We start from the raw sequence: 18,830 nt of genomic DNA on the forward strand, positions 1-18,830 counted from the left end.
CTGCCCGGCAGCCGTCTGTGTCCGAGGGGTGGCGCATGTCCAGGGAGCAACGCGGGCCGAACGAAAAGCTCGGCACCGTTCTCGCCCTCGCGGGAATCAGCAACGCGGGCCTCGCCCGCAGGGTCAACGACCTCGGCGCGCAACGCGGGTTGACGCTCAGGTACGACAAGACCTCGGTGGCCCGCTGGGTGTCCAAGGGCATGGTGCCGCAGGGCGCCGCGCCGCACCTCATCGCCGCCGCCATCGGCCAGAAGCTCGGCCGCCCCGTGCCCCTGCACGAGATCGGCCTCGCCGACGCGGACCCGGCGCCCGAAGTGGGCCTCGCCTTCCCGCGCGACGTCGGCGCCGCGGTGAAGTCGGCGACCGAGCTGTACCGCCTCGACCTCGCGGGCCGCCGCACGGGCGGCGGCATCTGGCAGTCCCTGGCCGGCTCCTTCGCCGTCAGCGCGTACGCCACGCCCGCGTCCCGCTGGCTCATAACCCCGGCCGACAGCTCCGTCGCCCGCGACGTCAGCCGCGAGGGGCCGCGCGACGCGGCCAAGGCCGACGACGGCGGCGCGCCGATGAAGGTCGGCCACAGCGACGTTCTGAAACTGCGCGAGGCCGCCGAGGACGCGCGGCGCTGGGACTCCAAGTACGGCGGCGGCGACTGGCGCTCGTCGATGGTCCCGGAGTGCCTGCGCGTCGAGGCGGCGCCGCTGCTCCTCGGCTCGTACTCGGACGAGGTGGGCCGCGCCCTGTTCGGCGCGACCGCCGAGCTGACCCGGCTCGCCGGGTGGATGGCGTTCGACACCGGCCAGCAGGAGGCCGCCCAGCGGTACTACATCCAGGCGCTGCGCCTCGCCCGCGCCGCCGCCGACGTGCCGCTCGGGGGGTACGTCCTCGCGTCGATGTCCCTCCAGGCGACCTACCGGGGCTTCGGCGACGAGGGGGTCGACCTCGCGCAGGCCGCCCTGGAGCGCAACCGCGGGCTCGCCACCGCCCGGACCATGAGCTTCTTCCGGCTCGTCGAGGCCCGCGCCCACGCGCGCGCCCACGACGCCCAGGCCGCGGGCGCGGCCCTGCGGGCCGCCGAGGGCTGGCTGGAGCGGGCCCGCGACGGCGACCACGACCCCTCCTGGCTCGGCTTCTACGGCTACGACCGCTTCGCCGCGGACGCCGCCGAGTGCTACCGCGACCTGAAGGCGCCCCGCCAGGTCCGGCGCTTCACGGAGCAGGCCCTGTCCCGGCCCACCGAGGAGTTCGTCCGCTCCCACGGCCTGCGGCTCGTCGTCTCCGCCGTCGCCGAGCTGGAGTCCGGGAACCTGGACGCGGCCTGCGAGCAGGGCGTACGGGCGGTGGAGGTCGCCGGACGCATCTCCTCCGCGCGCACCACGGAGTACGTGAAGGACCTGCTGCACCGCCTGGAGCCCTACGGCGACGAGCCCCGTGTGGTGGAGCTGCGGGAGCGGGCGCGCCCCTTGCTGGTCGCCCCGGCGTGAGCGGCGCCACGGGGCCTTCGCACCACCGGTGCCCAGGACCACGTTTAACGGCGTTGTCAGTGGTGCAGGGCACTATCGGGGTGGGAGGTGCAGAGCGATGGGTCGGGGTGCCGTGGCGTATGACTGTGACGTGCTCGTCGTCGGGGGCGGGATCGTCGGGCTCTCGGTCGCCCATGCCCTCACCCGTGCCGCGCCCGGCACCCGGGTGACCGTCCTGGAGAAGGAGGCGGGCCCCGCCCGGCACCAGACCGGGCGGAACAGCGGCGTGATCCACAGCGGGATCTACTACCGCCCCGGCTCCCTGAAGGCGCGCTTCGCCGTCCGCGGCGCCGCCGAGATGGTCAAGTTCTGCGCCGAGTACGGCATCGCGCACGAGGTCACCGGCAAGCTCATCGTCGCCACCGACCGCGCCGAGCTGCCACGCCTGCACTCCCTCGTCCAGCGCGGCCGGGAGAACGGCATCCCGGTCCGCGAGCTCGGCCCCGCCCAGATCGCGGAGTACGAACCGGACGTGCGCGGCATCGCCGCCATCCACGTCGGCACCACCGGGATCTGCGACTACGGCGCGGTCGCCGAGCACCTCGCCCACGCCTCGGGCGCCGAGGTGCGGTACGACGCGGAGATCGTCCACGTCGACCGCCGCCCCGGCCTCGGCGTCGCCGTGCGCACCGCGCGCGGGGACGTCCTGCGCGGCAAGGTCCTGGTCAACTGCGCCGGGCTGCACTGCGACCGGATCGCCCGCATGACCGGCGACGAGCCCGACATGCGGATCGTGCCCTTCCGGGGGGAGTACTTCACCCTCGCCCGGCCCGAGCTCGTGCGCGGGCTCGTGTATCCCGTGCCCGACCCGGCCTTCCCCTTCCTCGGCGTGCACCTCACGCGCGGCGTCGACGGCGGCGTCCACGTCGGACCGAACGCGGTGCCCGCACTGGCCCGCGAGGGGTACGACTGGTCGGTGGTGCGCCCCCGCGAGCTGGCCGCGACGCTCGCCTGGCCGGGCTCCTGGCAGATCGCCCGGCGCCACTGGCGGTACGGGGCGGGGGAGCTGCGCCGCTCGCTGTCCAAGGAGGCGTTCACCGAGGCCGTGCGGCGGCTGCTGCCCGGCGTGCGCGCGGACGACCTGGTGCCCGCGGCGGCGGGCGTGCGCGCCCAGGCCGTGCTGCGGGACGGCACGCTCGTCGACGACTTCCTGATCAAGGAGGGAGCCCGGGCCGTGCACGTGCTGAACGCGCCCTCGCCCGCGGCCACCGCCTCGCTGCCCATCGGCCGGGAGGTCGCCCGCCGGGTGCTCGCCACGCTCGGCTGACCCGCGGACCGGGGGCGGGGCGGCTCGGGAGGCCCCGCCGGTGCCGGGCGCACTAAAATCGGGGCACTGTGTCTGAGAACTCCCGCCCGAAGGGCGCCCCCCGCTTCCCCGAAGGTCCCGTGCCCGACCCCTCCGGGGGCCGGTTCGAGCGGCGGATCCGCAGCTTCACGCCGCGCCGCAGCCGGGTCACCACCGCGCAGGGCGACGCCCTGCAGCGGCTGTGGCCCAAGTGGGGCTTCGACATCGACGGGGCGAAGGTGCTCGACCTCGGGGAGCTGTTCGGCTCCGACGCCCCCGTCGTCCTGGAGATCGGCTTCGGCATGGGCGAGGCCACCGCGCAGATGGCCGCCGCCGACCCGGACACGAACATCCTCGCCGTGGACGTGCACACCCCCGGCCAGGGCAACCTGCTCAATCTCGCGGAGCGGAACGGCCTGTCCAACATCCGGGTGGCCAACGGCGACGCCGTGATCCTGCTCCGGGAGATGCTGGCCCCGGAGAGCCTGGACGGCGCGCGCGTGTACTTCCCCGACCCCTGGCCCAAGGCCCGCCACAACAAGCGGCGCCTGATCCAGCCGGAGTTCCTGACGCTGCTCGCGCCCCGCCTCAAGCCCGGCGCGGTCCTGCACTGCGCCACGGACTGGGAGCCGTACGCGGAGCACATGCTTGAGGTGCTCGGCGCGCACCCCGACTTCGAGAACACCCGGGCGGACGGCGGGTACGCGCCGCGTCCCGACTTCCGGCCGCTCACCCGCTTCGAGGGCCAGGGCCTGCGGAAGGGGCACGTGGTGAACGACCTGCTGTTCCGCCGGGCCGCCACGCTCGCCCAAGGCTGAGGCGCTCCGCGAGCCGCGCGGCCCGAGGCACCGTCGCGGGCCGCCCCAACCCTCGTTAGGGTCGATCCGTGGCCACCAGCCCCGCACTCCCGAGCCACCCGACGCCGCCCGGCGGGCCCGCCGGGTGCGCCGGAGCACCCGGACCCCGGCATCCGCACTGGTGGCAGCGCGGAGCCATCCGGGCCACGGGGCTCGTCATCCTCCTCGCGCTCTCCGGCCTGGTGATCCTCGCCCTGGTGCGCGAGCAGACCGGCACCGAGGGCTTCCTGGTGGGGCTCGGCCTCGCCACGCTCCCCGTTCCCCTGCTGATCGCCGCGTTCCGCTGGCTGGACCGGGTGGCGCCGGGCCCCTGGCGGAACCTGCTGTTCGCCTTCTCCTGGGGAGCCTGCGCGGCCGCGCTCATCGCCATCGTGGCGAACAGCTTCGCGACCCGCTGGATAGCCACCGCGACGGCCGACCCGACCAGCGCGGACACCCTCGGCGCGACCGTCATAGCCCCCGTCGTCGAGGAGACGGCGAAGGCCGCGGCCGTGCTGCTCGTCTTCCTGTTCCGCAGAGCCGACTTCACCGGGGTCGTCGACGGGTTCGTGATAGCGGGCGTCACCGCCACCGGCTTCGCGTTCACCGAGAACATCCTCTACCTCGGCAACGCCTTCGGCACCGACCAGCTCAGCGGCGAGAGCGGTCTCGCCTCGGTGACCGCCGCGACCTTCTTCGTGCGCGTTGTCATGTCACCGTTCGCGCATCCGCTCTTCACGGTGCTCACCGGCATCGGCTTCGGCACCGCCGCCGTGACCGCCGAGCACCGCACCGCACGGCGGACGCTGCTGCCCTGTGCCGGGCTGCTCCTCGCGATGGGCCTGCACGCCTTCTGGAACGGCTCCGCGGGCTTCGGCGAGTACGGCTTCTTCGTCGTGTACGCGGCCTTCATGCTGCCGGTCTTCGGCCTTCTCACCTGGCTGGCCGTCTGGCTGCGCCAGCGCGAGCTGCGCCTGGTGCGCGATGAGCTGCCCGTGTACGTGGCCGCCGGCTGGTTCACCGCGCCCGAGCCCCACGCGCTCGGCTCCATGCCCGCCCGCACCCTCGCCCGCGACTACGCGGCCTTCCACCTGGGCAAGCCCGCGGGCCGCACCGTCGTCGAGTACGAGACGTGCGCGACCTTGCTCGCGCTGCTGCGGCACCGGGCCCGCCACGGCCGGTCCTGCGCCGACTTCGTCGCGCGCGAGCGGGAGCTCCTGGAGGCGCTGTGGGAGCGCAGGGCCGTCGCGGCGCCCGCGCTCGGGTACGCGGCGCGGGCGACGGCCCCGGTCCTGGTGCCGCTGCCGCACGCCGCGTACGGGCCCGTCGGGGCGTACGGCCCGGTGCTTCCCCCCTGCCACAACCCCTATCGGCCCTGACGTCAGGCCGAGGCCGCCGTGAGCGCCGCGAGCTCCGCCCCGGTCAGCTCCAGGTCGGCCACCGCGAGGAGCGCCGGGAGCTGCTCGAGGGTGCGGGCCGATGCGATCGGCGCCGCCACGGTCGGCCGGGCGGCGAGCCAGGCGAGGGCGACCGTGGCGACCTCGGCGTCGTGTGCCTTCGCCACCTCGTCGAGGGCGGCCAGGACGCGGCGGCCGCGCTCGGTGGCCAGGTACTCGCCCGCCTTCTCCGCGCGGGCGCTCTCGACCTCGGTGCCGGGGCGGTACTTGCCGGTCAGGAAGCCGGAGGCGAGCCCGAAGTACGGGACGGCGGCGAGCCCGGAGCGCGACGCGATCTCCTGGAGCGGGCCCTCGTAGGTGTCGCGCGAGACGAGGTTGTAGTGCGGCTGGAGCGCCACGTACCGCACGAGGCCCTCGCGGTCGGAGAAGTCCAGGGACTCCTGGAGGCGTTCGGCGGTGATGTTCGACGCGGCGATCGCGCGCACCTTGCCGGACCGCACCAGCTCGTCGAGGGCGGTGATGAACTCCTCGACGGGCACGGACGGGTCGTCGTAGTGCGTGTAGTACAGGTCGATGTAGTCGGTGCCGAGGCGGCGCAGCGACTCCTCGGCCGCGGCCTTGATGGTGCTCGCGGACAGGCCCTTGTACTCGGGCAGCGCGCCGACCTTGGTGGCGACCACGACGTCGTCCCGGTTGCCGCGCGCGGCCATCCACTGCCCGAGGACGGTCTCGGACTCGCCGCCCTTGTTGCCGGGCACCCAGAACGTGTAGGCGTCGGCGGTGTCTATGAAGTTGCCGCCCGCGGCGGCGTAGGCATCGAGGACGGCGAAGGACTGGTCCCGGTCGGCGGTCCAGCCGAAGACGTTGCCGCCGAGGGCGAGCGGGAAGACTTCGAGGTCGGACGAGCCCAGAGGGCGAAGAATGGTCATACGGAGGCCAACATCCTTACGGAGTTGGGAATTCCGGCAGGAGACGGCTGTTTTCGGCTGAAAGACATGACCGGCGGCCCTGGCGTCGGGGGGTCGTCGCCAGGGCCGCCGGAGTTCAGCGGGATCAGGGAGTCAGGCCCTTGCCCCGCAGCCAGGACAGCGGGTCGATGGCCCCGCCGCCGCTGGTCCTGACCTCCAGGTGGAGGTGTACGCCGGTGACGTTGCCCGTGCCGCCCATGCGGCCGATGACGTCGCCCGTGCTGACCTTCTGGCCCACGCTGACGGAGAGCGAGGACTGGTGGCAGTACCAGATCTCGGTGCCGTCATCGAGCTTCAGGACCGTGCGGTAGCCGTAGGCGCCCGCCCAGCCCGCCTCCGTGATGGTGCCGGAGTGGACGGCCTTGAGCGGGGAGCCGCTCGATCCCGCGAAGTCGAGGCCGGTGTGCTGGCCGGAGGACCACATGGAGCCGGAGTCGCCGAAGTGGGAGGTGAGGACGTACGAGGAGGCGGGCAGCGTGTAGCTCTTGGCGAGCTTCGCGAGGCGCTCGGCCTCGCGCTTCTTGCGGGCCGCCTCCTCCTTCTCGCGCTTCTCCTCGGCGGCCTTCGCCTTGGCCTCGGCTGCCGCCTTGCCCTGCTGGCTCCTGGCGGTCGCGGCGGCCTTCGTGACGGCCGCGTCCTCGGCCTGCCTGCGCTGCGCGTCGTCCGCCTGGTGGCGCTGGTTCTCGGCCTGCTGGAGGATGCGGGCCCGCAGGGCCTCGCCCGCGTCCGTGGTGCCCCGCTCGGCGTCGACGCCGGTGACACCGGCGGAGCTGAGCGGCGCCGCGGCCGCGGCGGTGGCCGGTTCCGCGGTGTCGTCGCCGTCGATCAGGGAGCCGACGCCGGGCAGCGAGTCCGCGACGGACGCCATGTCCGGCAGGGAGATGGAGACGGGCGGCTTGCCGCCCTGCGCGGTGGCGATGCCACCCGCGCCGACCGCGGCGATGACGCCGACGCCGAGGACGGTGGAGCTGCGGGCGAGGCCGCCGCCGCCCTTCTTGTGGATGCGGTGCTTGCCGCGCACGGGGCGGACGGTGTCCGCGGTGGGGTTCCACTCCTCCCAGGAAGCCGGGGGCTCCTGGGCGGCGTAACCGGCGTACCCGGCGGGCGCGGAGGCCGCGGAGGTCGCGGAGGGATCGAAGTACTCGGAGTGCGCGGCGTACGCGGTGGATCCGCCGGGGCCGTCACCGCCGTCGGCACCCTCGATGAGACCGTCGTTCGGTATGCAGAGCGCTTCTGGGGCAGGCCGGTTGGACGCCACGGGGGCGCACTCCTTTCCTTCCTTCTCGCCTACCGGGTTAGCTGACGGGTTCGGAGCAGGAAGGTCTCCTACGGCCGCTTCTCGGGTACGGCGGATACGGGTCCGCGTACGTGAAAGGCGTCCGATTCACCCCAATGTGGTGGTTCCCCGGCTCCCTTGCGGGATTAGGCGCGTGCGCGCGGAGCCGCCGGGTGTGACGGCTGGGACGACCGCGCTGCGTTATCGAACGTTAATAGACAGCGGGTCGGTATTCCAAGCTGTTCGGGTTGATCGTTAACGCTTACGCCACGAACACAACGGGACATCAGCGTGGGGAACGGGGCGAGTTGAGCGCGCGCCATGACGCTGCGCAGCCGGATCGATCTTCGCCTGCGGGTGACGGGTCGTCAGTCGCGCTGCACTGGGGCTCCATTCAGTCACTGGGCGTGACGGGGCGGCGTACGGCGAGAAGCGCCATGTCGTCGTTGGCGCCGCCGCCGGTGTGGTCGAGGACCTCGGCGACGAGGGTGGACAGGAGCGCGTCGGGGGCGTCCGCGCCCGAGAAGACGCGGCCGCCGAGCCGGATCGCGGGGTCGTAGAAGACGCCCCGCGCGTCCCGGGCCTCGCTGAGCCCGTCGGTGTAGAGCAGCAGCGTGGAGCCCGGCGGGAAGTCGGTCTCGTCCGCGCGGTCGGGCCATGCGCCGAGGTCGCCCATGCCCAGCGGCAGGGCGGGTTCGGCGGGCGAGAGCACGCACAGGCGCCCGTCGGCGCGCAGCAGGAGCGGCTCGGGGTGGCCGCGGTTGACGAGCCGTACGGTCCCGTCGCCGCGCGGGATCTCCGCGAGGACCGCCGTGGTGAACCCTTCGAAGGCGTCGAGCCCGTCACGCCGCGTGCCCTCGCGCGCGAGCGCCCGCTCCAGGCGCTGCGCCACGGCCTCCAGGGTGGCCTCCTGCTCGGCCGCCTCGCGGAAGGCGCCGATGACGACGGCGACGGCGGCCACCGCGCCCATGCCCTTGCCGCGTACGTCGCCGACGACGAGCCGGACGCCGTGCGGGGTGTCCTGCACCGCGTACAGGTCGCCGCCGATGAAGGCGCCCGCCTGCGCGGCCTCGTACCGGGCGGCGACGTCGAGACCGCCGATGCGCGGGTCCGGCTGCGGAAGCACGGCCCGCTGCGCGGCCTCGGCGATGGAGCGCGCGGAGGCGAGGCGGACGTCGCCGCGGCGGACGACGCGGTTGATGACGACGGCGAGGGCGCCGACGGTGAGCATGGTGACGAAGGAGGTGACGACCTGGACGTCCACGCCCGAGTGGTTGTCGATGCGCAGGGCGAGCACGGCCACGCAGGACACGGCGGCCGTCGCCACGGTGGTGGCGAGCGAGTAGAACGGGGCCGCGATCAGGGGCGCGGCGGCGAACAGCGGGGACGCGGTGAACTGGGGCGGCGTGAGCGCGTCGAAGACGACCCCGACCACGAGCAGGAGCGGGGGCAGCACCCGGGCGAGGGCCCGCTCACGGGGGAGGCCGGGACCCTCAGCGGACATGGCGCTCCTTCGGCCCGGCACCGGCACGGAGGCCCCCGCCGCCCCCGGCGCCGAGGCCCCCACCGCCCGAAGCAACCACCGTTCCACTCCCGCCGCAGACCCGCCGCATCGGCCCAAGGCTTCCCGCGTTGGGGCCCCGGGGCGACCCGGCGTGCTCCGAGTGGGTGACCCGGCGGGCAGCGCGCGCCCTGGCGCGGGGCGGTGGCGCGGGCGGCGCGCGCCCCCGGACCCCTGGGGAATGCCGAAGGCCCGGAATCCATTCGGATTCCGGGCCTTCGGTTTCAGTAGCGGGGACAGGATTTGAACCTGCGACCTCTGGGTTATGAGCCCAGCGAGCTACCGAGCTGCTCCACCCCGCGTCGGTGAACCCAACAGTACGCCATCAGGGGCACCGAACGCGAACTGGTTCCCGAGACGCCTCCGCGCGCCTCATGTGTTCTCCGCGTGCGTCAGCGTCTCCCACGCCACGAAGAGGTCGTCGGTGCCCTCCGGGCGCCGCTCCAGGGTGAGCTTCCGGGTGTGCGGCAGCTCCATGCCGAGGCGCCCGCGCAGATGGTTCAGGCCGACCTCCGTGTCGGGCCCGAGGTCGCGCTGGAGCCTGCCGCCGCACAGCCAGCCGGGCGCGGTGGCGCCGAGCTGGTAGCCGGAGTGGAACTCGAACGCGGCCCGCAGCCGGTCCTTGACCTCGCCGTACAGGTCGACGCCCTGGTGCCAGGCGGTCTCTGCGATGTGGGCGGTGGCGGCGAGGGAGTACCCGGCGTGCTTGAAGTTGCGGCAGGTCTCCTGCGCGAGCCCGTCCGCGAACCGCCGCTGCCCGAACCAGTACCGGCTCAGCTCGTCCGCCGTGTCGAGCTCGCTGCCCTTGGGCGCCACGGGCAGCGCCCCGTCGGACTTCAGATAGAAGTACGCGGGCACGCGGCCGCGGAAGTGGCGCACCGCCTCCTCGAAGGCCGCGTGGTCGTCGAGGAAGACCGCCATGCCGATGACGGCGTCGGCCATGACCAGGTCCCAGTTGCCGTTGGACTCGACCGAGCCGGCCACGACCTGGGGCAGATAGGCGTTGCGGAGCATCCGCTCGAAGCGCAGCAGGTCGCCGTCGGCCCAGCCGTCGTACGTGTAGCGCACGGCCTCGGCCGCGCGGGCCCAGGAGGTGGCGGCCCAGGCGGTCTGGAGCCCAGCGTTGGCCTCCGTGTGCCGGGTGACCACGCGGGCCCAGGCGTCCATGATCCCGGTGGCCTTCACGGCGTGGGCGCGGTCGCCGGTGATGTTGTAGAGCAGCGCCTGGGTGTACGCGGCCAGGGCGTCCTCGCGCTCCTCCACGCAGCCCCGGCCCGGCTCGTCGCCCGGCGGACAGGCGACCACGGCGTACGGCTTGGGGCGGTAGTCGGCGGCCGCGTACTTGCTGGCGCGCAGTTGCTCGTACGCCTTGAGCCAGGGCTGCTCGCGGGCCGCGACGTGGGCGCGCACCCGGTCGAGCTGGGCCTTGCTGACGAGCACGCCCGGGTGGGTGAAGGGCAGATCGGCTCTGCGGGCCGGGCCGGTGGCCGCGTCACCGGGCTCGTCGGAGCCGCCGCAGGCGGGGGCGGTGAGGGCGAGGAGCAGGGCGACCACCGCCACGCGGATGCGGCGGCCGCGTATGCCCGCGCGGGGCCCGAGGGACCGGGCCCCTGGTTGTGCCTGAGCCGCCATGCCGCACCTCCGGATCACGTTCACTGGCAGCGTGCCGCGGGGGCGGCGGGGGCGCAGGATTTGATGGGCCGGTCGTGGGGCGCAGGGGCCCTCGCCCCGGGTGGGCGGCCGCGGGGGCTGTGACCGTCGTCACCAGGATCTTTCGCCTTCCGTGTCATCCGGATGCGGCTCGGCAGGCGTAAGCACGGTGAGACCAAGGAGATCCGGGAGCGATCAGTTGACCGTCGAGGAGTTCGAGGAGTTCTACGCGCAAGCGGCCGCGCGGCTGACAGGTCAGCTGTACGTGATGCTCGGTGACCTGCACGAGGCGCAGGACGTCGTGCAGGAGGCGTTCGTCAAGGGCTGGAGCCGCCGGGCGCGGCTCGACCGCGACGGCCGCCCCGAGGCGTGGATCCGCACCGTCGCCTGGCGGCTCGCGGTGAGCCGGTGGCGCGGCCTGCGCCGCTCGGCGTCGGCCTGGCAGCGCAGCGGCGCGCCGCCGCACGCCGAGGGTCCTGGCCCCGAGTCGGTCGCCCTGGTCGAGGCGTTGCGCGAACTGCCGCCGCAGCAGCGCCGGACGCTCGCCCTGCACTACATGTGCGACCTCACCGTCGAGCAGATCGCGGGGGAGACAGGCCTTTCCCCCGGCACGGTCAAGACCCATCTGTCCCGCGGCCGTGCCGCGCTCGCCCTCCGTCTGACAGACCCGCGTACCGAGGAGGCCCACGGTGTCTGAACCGCACGACCCCTTGCGCTCGCTGTTCCAGGAGGCCGCCGACGCCGGCCGCTCCCGTGCGGACGTGCCGCCCGTCTCCGCCGTCGTCCGGCGCGGCCGCCGGGCCCACCGCGTCTTCGTCACGGCGGTCGCCGTCGCCGCGAGCCTGGTCGTCGCGGGCGCGGGCGCGCTGGCGCTTTCGTACAGCTCCGAGCCGACGCCGCCCGCCACCGTCCCCTCGGGCCCGCAGTCGCCGTCGCCCCCGCTGTCGCCCTCCCCTTCTCCGTCGCCCCCGCCGACCGACTCCGGCTCGCCGCCCCCGCCGAGCGCGAGCTTCCCGCCCACGGAGACCTCGGGTACGGAGACGCAGCTGGGCGAAGCGGAGAGGAGTGCGCCGCCCACGTATCCGCCGGAGAGCACGGGGACGCTGGGCACGGCCCTGACCCCACGGGGCTAACGCCCCGGACCCGTTACCCGCCCACCGCCGCCCCGCACTCCCCGATCCCACCCACCGCCCCGCTCGCACGCACGCAGTGCGCCACGCGGCGCCCCCGCGCGCCCCAAAACGTCCCCGACCACCCACGGAGGCACCCGTCTTGTCCGTTTCCTCGCCGCCCCGGCCCCGGGCGGTCGCCTCCGCTCCCCGGCGGCGCGGCGCCCCGCGGCGCGCCCGGTGGCACGTCCGGTGGCGCGTCCTCGGCAAGGAGGACGCGGACGTCCTCTTCCTCTACGTCCTCACGCGCGCGGGCCTGTGGACGACGGCGTACGGCGCCACCTGGCTGTTCCCGCCCGACTCCCGCACCCACCACGCCGCGTCCCCGCTGTCCGCCTGGCAGCAGTGGGACTGGTGGCACTACCTGCGCATAGCCCAGGAGGGCTACTTCCCCGGCGACCTGCGCCCCGGGATGGAGGGCTGGGACAACCGGGAGGCCTTCTTCCCGGGCTTCCCGTTCACCCTGCGCGCCGTCCACGCCGTCGTACCGGACTGGGCGGCGGCGGGGCTGCTCGTCTCCTTCGTGGCCGGGGCGGTCGCGGTCCTGGCCCTGGCCCGCATCGCCCGCGACCACGTCCCCCATCCGGACGCGGGCCGCCGGGCCGTCCTGTTCTTCCTCCTGTCGCCGTGCGCGGTCTTCCTCGCGGCGGGCTACACCGAGGCGCTTTTCCTCGCCTTCGCCCTGCCCGCGTGGCTGGCAGCGCGGCGCCGCGCCTGGCCGCTCGCGGCGACGCTCGCCGCGCTCGCGACCACGGTCCGGGTGAGCGGCCTGTTTCTCGCCGCCGCCCTCGCGGTCCACTTCCTGACCACGGTCCGCGCCCACCGCGACGGCCGCGCCCTGCCCTGGCTGCTCCTTCCCGCGCTGCCGCCGCTGGCGTACAGCTGGTACCTCAAGTCCCGTACCGGCGACTGGATGGCGTGGAAGCACGCCGAGGAGCGCGGCTGGTACCGCGACTTCCACACGCCGTGGGAGGCCTGGCGCAACACCTGGGAAGCGGCCTTCCACCACACCACGTCCACCGGCTACGCCATCGAGTTCCAGGCCGAGTTGCTCGCCATGGTCCTCGGCCTGGTGCTCACCGGCTTCCTCCTCTTCCGCCGCCGCTGGGCGGAGGCGGCGTACACGGGCCTGGCCCTCGTGGCCCTCGGCACGTCGTACTGGTACATGTCCCTCCCGCGCGCCACCCTCCTGTGGTGGCCGCTGTGGATCGTCCTCGCCTCCTGGAGCCTGCGCGCACCGCGCGTCCGTACGGCGTACGTCTGTCTGGTGGCGCCCCTCATGACCCTCTGCGCGCTGACGTTCCTGACGGGCCGCTGGGCGGGCTGAACGCTCCGCCGGTTCCGCGGCGCCGACCCACCGTGGATCGTCCGCGGGAGCGCCGTGGCCGTTCGCGCAGCGGACCTCGCCCGGCTTTCTCAGCGCGCCTGAGAGGATCGGGGCCACAGCGGTATCCGACCGAGAGACCGAAGGGTGAGCCCATGCTCGTACTGCTCATCGTGCTGCTCGTACTGGTGCTCGCGGGCTTCGGCGCGGTCGTCTGGACGGTACGCGGCAACGCACCGCGCGGCGTCCGCGCCGCGGCCCGGCTGACCTCAGCGGCGGGCGAGGCCGCGGACCGCTACCAGAAGAAGGCCCGGAAGAACGGCCGGAGCGGCGAGAGCTAGAGCCTGGGCGACTGAGCCCGGCCCGGCCCCCAGGTCATGAGGGCGCCCCGCCGAGGGCCGCGGCGAGCAGGGCGCGCAGGTGATCCGCCTCCGGAAGCAGCGCGGCCTCGATCCGGTCGTTGGAGTACCCGGCCAGGGTGAGTTCCTGGATGCGCCGGAACAGCAGCCGGTCCGCCGCGGCGATCAGGGCGGCGGCGGCGCGGGGCGCGATGGCCGGTGCGGGATCGGACGTCGCGCCGGTCGGCGTCGCGTCGGTCGGCGCCGCGTCGGCCAGCGCCGCGTCGGCCAGCGCCGCGGCGAGCGCCTCCTCCCGCTGCTCGTGCAGTTCGCGCAGCCGGGCGCTGAGCGTGGGGCTGTCGGCGACCATGCGGGCGAACGCGGGGCCGGTGAAGCCGACGACGGGGCTGTGCTCGAGCAGCGCCGCGCGGAACGTCCTCCTCAGGGCGGCGAGCGGCTCCTCCCCGGGCTCGCGCCCGGCGACGACCGAGGCCAGGCCCTGGGTGAACGCCTCGTGGTGGTCGAGGGCCAGGTCTTCCTTGCGCGGGAAGTAGTTGGTGACCGTCTTCTTGGCGACGCGGGCCGCTGCCGCGATCTCGGTGATCGTCGTCTGCTCGAAGCCCTGCTCGATGAAGAGCCTCGTGGCGCAGTCGGAGATCAGCTGCCTGGTCTCCTGCTTCTTGGACTCGCGGAGCCCCATCTCATTAGCCATGGAGCAATCTTACCCTCGTAGCAAAAATATGCTTGACCTTTGATCGAGCTCGGCCTAAAGTTACGTCCGTCGCAAAGTTCTCCCCGGAGAACGGATCGACACGCGAACCTCTGCACTCGAACCTCTGCACGCGAACCTCAGGAGCCCCCTTGCGCGTCACCACCTCCACCCTGTCCCTCACCGTCGCCGACGTGGACGCCTCCCTCGACTTCTTCCGCACCCACCTCGGCTACCAGGTCGCCATGGCCGCCGACGGCTTCGCGTCCCTGACCCGCGACGACGCCGCCGCCGACATCGTGCTGCTGCGCCGCGGCACCGAGGTCCTCCCGCCCGAGCAGCGCGACCAGCGGGCCACGGGCCTGATCCTCGCGCTCACCGTCACCGGCATCGAGGCCGAGGAGCGGCGGCTTCGCGAGGCGGGCGCCCCGATCACCATGCCGCTGCGCGAAGAGCCCTGGGGCGAGCGGCTGTTCCAGCTGACCGACCCGAACGGGATCGTCGTCCAGTTCGTCGAATGGGCCGCCGCCGAGGAGCCCGCCGCCGGGTCCGACGAGCCAGAGGAGCCCGCCCTGCGCGTGATCAGCCCCACCGAGGACGACGTCACCGCGTCCCCGAACGCCCGCATGACCGGCCTGGCCGCCCCCAGCCGGGGCGCCGCGGAACTCAGCACCTGGACCGTCGCGATGGAGGCGGGCCGGACCGGCCCCGAGCACGCCGTCAGCCGCGAACAGGTCTGGACGGTGACCGCGGGCGCCCTCGACGTCACCTGCGCGGGCCGCACCGAGAAGGTCACGGCCGGGCAGACCTTCGTGCTCCCGCCGGACGTGGTCCGCCAGGTCCACGCGCCGCAGACCGCCGAGGCGCACGTCGCGATGCGTGCGGACGGCGTAGCCTCCGTGCCCGGCACCGAGGGCACCCGTCCCCTGCCCTGGGCCCAGTAAGCACTCCCCAGGCTCCTCCCCCGCCCCCTTCCCTCGTGCCCACGTGCCCTCGTGACGGAGACGACTTGACCCTGCGCATCACCGCCCTGGCCGACCCCGAGGAGACCGCCTCCGGCCGCCGCCTGGCCTGGCTGGCCTCCGACCCCGACGGCGACCCCGTCGGCCGCGCCTCCCTGCGCCTGTTCACCAAGGAGGGCCAGCGCCACCTCGCCGAACTGGACATCCAGGTCCAGCCGTCCGGCCGGCGCCGTCAGGCGGGCTCCCTGCTGCTCGACGCGGCCCTCGCCGCCGCCCGCGAGGACGGCCGCCGCAGCGTCGTCGCCCAGGCCGATGCCGACTCCCCCGGCGCCGCCTTCCTGACCGCGCGGGACTTCCGCCCGGCGCTGGCCCTGACCTACGCCCGGCTGCCGCTCGCCGCCGTCGACCTCGCCGCGCTCACCGAGGTCGCCGAAGCACCCCACGCCGACTACCGCCTGACGGCCTGGGAGGGCACGGTGCCCGACGCACTCGCCGCCACCTTCGTCGCCTCGCGCCGGGCCATGGACGACATGCCGATGGGCACCGTCGACCACGGCACGGTGCTCTGGGACCTCGACCGGGTACGGGCGGCGGCAGCGGCCGTCGCCGCGCGCGGCGACCTCCTGCACACCGTGGCGGCCGTCGACCGGTCGGACGGCTCCGTCGTCGGCTTCACCGAACTCGTGATCCCCGGCAGCGGAACGGGCGACGCCCAGCACTACGGCACCGCGGTCCTGCCCGAGCACCGCGGCCACGGCCTCGCCCGCCGCATGAAGGCCGCCTCGATCCTCCGGGCCCGCACACACCACCCCCGGCTCGACGGCCTGCTCACCGATACCGCCGACAACAACCCGCACATGCGGCGCGTCAACGACGAACTCGGCTACGTGCCCACGCACACCGCCCACGAGTACCAACGCGCCCTGTAGCACCCGCCGAAGAACGACGAAGCGCCCGAGCCCACCGAAGTGAACCCGGGCGCCGCGCAACAGCTCGGAGGGGCTTCCCTCGCCCGCTCCCGGTAGACCGTGTGGGACTCGAACCCACAACCAATGGATTAAAAGTCCACTGCTCTGCCAATTGAGCTAACGGTCCTCGCCGACGCGATGTCGGCGCACCCATGAGCATAGCCCGCCCGGCCCCGCAGTCCGATCGGGTATCGGCGGCGCGGCCGTGGCAGTTGCTCGATCCGCGTGCCGACCGCGTACAGAGCGCGTACAGACGACAGCGGGCACATCCGGAGATGTGCCCGCTGTCGTTGGTCATCGGCTATCGGCTACCGGCTGTGCGCCGGGCCGGTGTGTCAGCCGTTGCGCTTCCAGCGCGGCTTTTCGTCGCGGCGGCCGAAGGAGCCGCCGGAGCGGTGGTCGTCACGACGGTTGTACGACGGACGGTCGTGGCCGCCGGAGCGGTAGCCGCCGCCGGCGGGGCGGTCGTCGCGGCGGTCGCGGTTGAACGGACGGTCGCTGCCCCGGTGGCCGGACGGACGGTCGTCACGGCGCTGGAAGCCGCCACGGTCGTCGCGGCGCTCGAAGGGACGGCCACCGCGGTCGTCACGACGCTCGAAGGAGCGGCCGCCACGGTCGTCACGGCGGTCGCGGTCGAAGGAGCGGCCGCCGCGGTCGTCACGACGGTCATCGCGACGCTGGAAGCCACCACGGTCACCACGGTCGTCACGACGCTGGAAGTTGCCGCGGTCGTCACGACGGTCACGGTCGAAGGAGCGGCCACCGCGGTCGTCACGACGCTCGAAGGAACGGCCGCCACGGTCGTCACGACGGTCGTCACGACGCTGGAAGCCACCACGGTCACCACGGTCGTCACGACGCTGGAAGTTGCCGCGGTCGTCACGACGGTCACGGTCGAAGGAGCGGCCACCGCGGTCGTCGCGGGACGGGCGACGGTCGTACGACGGGCGGTCGCCCTCGGCGCGCTCGGCCTGCGGCTGGTCCGTCTGCTCCGGCAGGGCGACCGGCTCGGCCTCGGCCGAGGCCGTCTCGGCGACGGTCTCCGCGGCGGCAGCGGCGAGCGCCTCCGCCGGGTCCTCGCCCCGCTCGCGCGCGGCCCGCGCGGTGAGGCGGTCGGCCTCCTCGCGCAGCTCGGCGGCGCGGCGCTGGGCGCGCTCCAGCTCCTTGGTCAGGCCCTGCACATCGCGCTCGGCCTGGCTCGCGGCCTGGCTGGCGGAGTCGGCCTGCACCTCGGTCATGGAGCGGGCGCCGGTGATCTCGGCGACCTCCGGGTCGAAGGCGCCGCCGCCGTTGATGACGTGGCGCGAGGCGTCGACGCCCGCGTCCTCCATCAGCCGGAAGATCTGGCGGCGCTGGTGCGGCAGGGAGAGGGACACGACCGTGCCGGAGCGGCCCGCGCGGGCGGTGCGGCCCGAGCGGTGCAGGTAGTCCTTGTGGTCGCCGGCCGGGTCCACGTTCAGGACCAGGTCGATGCCGTCGACGTGGATGCCGCGGGCGGCGACGTCGGTGGCGACGAGCGCGTTGACGTAACCGTCCTTGAAGTCGGCGAGGGTGCGGGTGCGCGCGCCCTGCGTCATGCCGCCGTGCAGCGCGTCGGCCTTCACACCGGCGTCGCGCAGCTGCTCGGCGATGCGGTCGGCGCCCAGCTGGGTGCGGACGAAGATGATGGTGCGGCCCTTGCGCGCGGCGATGGCGGCCGTGACCGGCGCCTTGTCGCGGGGCTTCACGATCAGGATGTGGTGCGTCATCGTCGTGACGTTGCCCTGGGCGCTGTCGACCTCGTGCGTCACCGGGTTGGTCAGGTAGCGCTTGACCAGGGTGGAGATCTCGTTCTCCATCGTGGCCGAGAACAGCATGCGCTGGCCGCCGGCCGGGACCTGGTCGAGCAGCTCGGTGACCTCGGGCAGGAAGCCCAGGTCGGACATCTGGTCGGCCTCGTCGAGGACGGCGACCTCGACGTTCTCCAGGGAGCAGGCGCCGCGGTTGATGATGTCGCGCAGCCGGCCCGGCGTGGCGACGAGGACGTCGACGCCGCGCTCCAGGGCGTAGATCTGGTTGCCCATGGACGTACCGCCGCAGACGACCTTCATCTTCAGGCCGAGGACGTCGCCGTAGGGCTGGAGGGCGTCGGCGACCTGCATCGCCAGCTCGCGGGTCGGGGTCAGGATGACCGCGCGGGGCTTCTTCTTCTCGGTGTGGCCGTCGGCGAGGCGCGCCAGGGTCGGCAGACCGAAGGAGAGGGTCTTGCCGGAGCCGGTGCGGCCACGGCCGAGGATGTCCTTGCCGGCCAGGGCGTCCGGGATGGTCGCGGCCTGGATCGGGAACGGGGTGTGCACGCCGTTGCGCGCGAGCTTGCGGACGACACCGTCGGGCAGACCGAGGTCACCGAACGTGATCTCGGGCTCGGCGTCGGCGTCGGTGTCGGCGGCCTCGACGGCCTCCGCGTCGGCCTCGACGACCTGCTCCGCGGTCTCGGCGACCTCGGGCTCCACGGCCTCGGTCACGACGGCCTCGGTCTCGACGACCGCGGCGGCCTCTACGACGGCCTCGGCCGCGTCGAGGGCGGACTCGTTCTCGGGCAGGACGGCGTGGTCAGAACTGAAAATGGACATGCGAAATGCGAAACCTTCCGGAGTCTCGGCACGCGCCCGTCAACTCCGTGATTTCGCAATGGACCGCCTCTATGCGGTCAGCCACGGCAAGGGGAGAGTACGCGCCACGCGGCGCTCTTCTGTGTCGGCGCCGGGCAAATGGGATCAAACGATCTACCACCATACGCACCCACCCCCCACATTGGCAAATGTGCACCACAGAGGCCCTGTACCGACCGGGGTGGCGACGGCGCGGCGGAGCGTCACGGCCGCCCC

General features: G+C 73.8%; 16 protein-coding genes, 2 tRNA genes and 1 riboswitch. Of the genes, 10 read left to right on the forward strand and 8 right to left on the reverse strand.

Annotated elements, in window-relative coordinates; all coding sequences use genetic code 11:
* The first annotated feature begins 35 nt into the window (after positions 1–35).
* From CP982_RS20575 to CP982_RS20590, 4 genes are all read left to right on the forward strand, one after another.
* A complete protein-coding gene (locus tag CP982_RS20575; RefSeq protein WP_150511891.1) occupies positions 36–1,481 on the forward strand; it encodes an NsdA family TPR-like regulatory protein in 1,446 nt (481 codons plus the stop codon).
* 97 nt (positions 1,482–1,578) lie between these two features.
* Positions 1,579–2,787 carry an L-2-hydroxyglutarate oxidase gene (gene lhgO / locus CP982_RS20580; protein WP_150511892.1) on the forward strand — a complete coding sequence of 403 codons (1,209 nt, stop codon included), beginning with the start codon at positions 1,579–1,581 and terminating at the stop codon, positions 2,785–2,787.
* Between the two features lie 68 nt (positions 2,788–2,855).
* Positions 2,856–3,623 carry a tRNA (guanosine(46)-N7)-methyltransferase TrmB gene (gene trmB / locus CP982_RS20585; protein WP_150511893.1) on the forward strand — a complete coding sequence of 256 codons (768 nt, stop codon included), beginning with the start codon at positions 2,856–2,858 and terminating at the stop codon, positions 3,621–3,623.
* Between the two features lie 68 nt (positions 3,624–3,691).
* Positions 3,692–5,020, forward strand: a complete 1,329-nt coding sequence (locus CP982_RS20590; RefSeq protein ID WP_150511894.1) for a PrsW family intramembrane metalloprotease — start codon at positions 3,692–3,694, stop codon at positions 5,018–5,020.
* 2 nt (positions 5,021–5,022) lie between these two features.
* Here the strand turns inward: CP982_RS20590 and CP982_RS20595 are convergent, their stop codons facing one another.
* The 5 genes from CP982_RS20595 to CP982_RS20615 all read right to left on the reverse strand — a co-directional run bounded on the left by CP982_RS20595 (position 5,023) and on the right by CP982_RS20615 (position 10,475).
* The gene (locus CP982_RS20595; protein ID WP_150511895.1) at positions 5,023–5,967 is read right to left on the reverse strand and encodes an aldo/keto reductase; all 945 of its coding nucleotides are present in this window, start codon (positions 5,965–5,967) and stop codon (positions 5,023–5,025) included.
* A 124-nt stretch (positions 5,968–6,091) separates the two neighbouring features.
* Positions 6,092–7,264: a M23 family metallopeptidase gene (locus CP982_RS20600; RefSeq protein ID WP_150511896.1), complete on the reverse strand. Its 1,173-nt coding sequence runs from the start codon at positions 7,262–7,264 to the stop codon at positions 6,092–6,094.
* Between the two features lie 11 nt (positions 7,265–7,275).
* A riboswitch (cyclic di-AMP (ydaO/yuaA leader) is annotated at positions 7,276–7,445 on the reverse strand.
* A gap of 231 nt (positions 7,446–7,676) precedes the next feature.
* On the reverse strand, positions 7,677–8,786 hold the full coding sequence (locus CP982_RS20605) for a PP2C family protein-serine/threonine phosphatase (protein ID WP_150511897.1): 1,110 nt from the start codon (positions 8,784–8,786) through the stop codon (positions 7,677–7,679).
* Between the two features lie 285 nt (positions 8,787–9,071).
* Positions 9,072–9,145 (reverse strand) — tRNA-Met (locus tag CP982_RS20610).
* A 70-nt stretch (positions 9,146–9,215) separates the two neighbouring features.
* Positions 9,216–10,475 carry an alginate lyase family protein gene (locus tag CP982_RS20615; protein ID WP_150511898.1) on the reverse strand — a complete coding sequence of 420 codons (1,260 nt, stop codon included), beginning with the start codon at positions 10,473–10,475 and terminating at the stop codon, positions 9,216–9,218.
* 217 nt (positions 10,476–10,692) lie between these two features.
* Here CP982_RS20615 and CP982_RS20620 point away from each other — a divergent pair, with 217 nt between their 5' ends.
* The 4 genes from CP982_RS20620 (at position 10,693) to CP982_RS20635 (ending at position 13,327) form a co-directional block, all read left to right on the forward strand.
* Entirely contained in the window at positions 10,693–11,190 is a 498-nt protein-coding gene (locus CP982_RS20620; protein WP_150511899.1) for a SigE family RNA polymerase sigma factor, read from the forward strand.
* The gene (locus CP982_RS20625) at positions 11,183–11,626 is read left to right on the forward strand and encodes a hypothetical protein (protein ID WP_150511900.1); all 444 of its coding nucleotides are present in this window, start codon (positions 11,183–11,185) and stop codon (positions 11,624–11,626) included. Before CP982_RS20620 ends, CP982_RS20625 begins: the two co-directional genes overlap by 8 nt.
* Positions 11,627–11,765: 139 nt before the next feature.
* Positions 11,766–12,989 (forward strand): mannosyltransferase family protein, encoded by a 1,224-nt coding sequence (locus tag CP982_RS20630; protein ID WP_150511901.1) that lies wholly within the window; start codon positions 11,766–11,768, stop codon positions 12,987–12,989.
* Positions 12,990–13,141: 152 nt separating this feature from the next.
* Positions 13,142–13,327: a hypothetical protein gene (locus CP982_RS20635; RefSeq protein ID WP_150511902.1), complete on the forward strand. Its 186-nt coding sequence runs from the start codon at positions 13,142–13,144 to the stop codon at positions 13,325–13,327.
* A 34-nt stretch (positions 13,328–13,361) separates the two neighbouring features.
* Here the strand turns inward: CP982_RS20635 and CP982_RS20640 are convergent, their stop codons facing one another.
* On the reverse strand, positions 13,362–14,024 hold the full coding sequence (locus CP982_RS20640) for a TetR/AcrR family transcriptional regulator (protein ID WP_150515602.1): 663 nt from the start codon (positions 14,022–14,024) through the stop codon (positions 13,362–13,364).
* Between the two features lie 161 nt (positions 14,025–14,185).
* Between CP982_RS20640 and CP982_RS20645 the strand changes: the two genes are divergently transcribed.
* Together CP982_RS20645 and CP982_RS20650 are read left to right on the forward strand one after the other, a co-directional pair.
* Positions 14,186–14,977, forward strand: a complete 792-nt coding sequence (locus CP982_RS20645) for a VOC family protein (protein ID WP_150511903.1) — start codon at positions 14,186–14,188, stop codon at positions 14,975–14,977.
* Positions 14,978–15,042: 65 nt separating this feature from the next.
* Entirely contained in the window at positions 15,043–15,924 is an 882-nt protein-coding gene (locus tag CP982_RS20650) for a GNAT family N-acetyltransferase (RefSeq protein ID WP_150511904.1), read from the forward strand.
* A 93-nt stretch (positions 15,925–16,017) separates the two neighbouring features.
* On the opposite strand, the gene CP982_RS20655 is transcribed toward CP982_RS20650, so the two are convergent.
* Positions 16,018–16,090: transfer RNA gene (locus CP982_RS20655), tRNA-Lys, on the reverse strand.
* 208 nt (positions 16,091–16,298) lie between these two features.
* A complete protein-coding gene (locus CP982_RS20660; protein ID WP_150511905.1) occupies positions 16,299–18,575 on the reverse strand; it encodes a DEAD/DEAH box helicase in 2,277 nt (758 codons plus the stop codon).
* Positions 18,576–18,830: the final 255 nt, after the last annotated feature.

The organism is Streptomyces spectabilis, from assembly GCF_008704795.1.
Taxonomy (GTDB): domain Bacteria; phylum Actinomycetota; class Actinomycetes; order Streptomycetales; family Streptomycetaceae; genus Streptomyces; species Streptomyces spectabilis.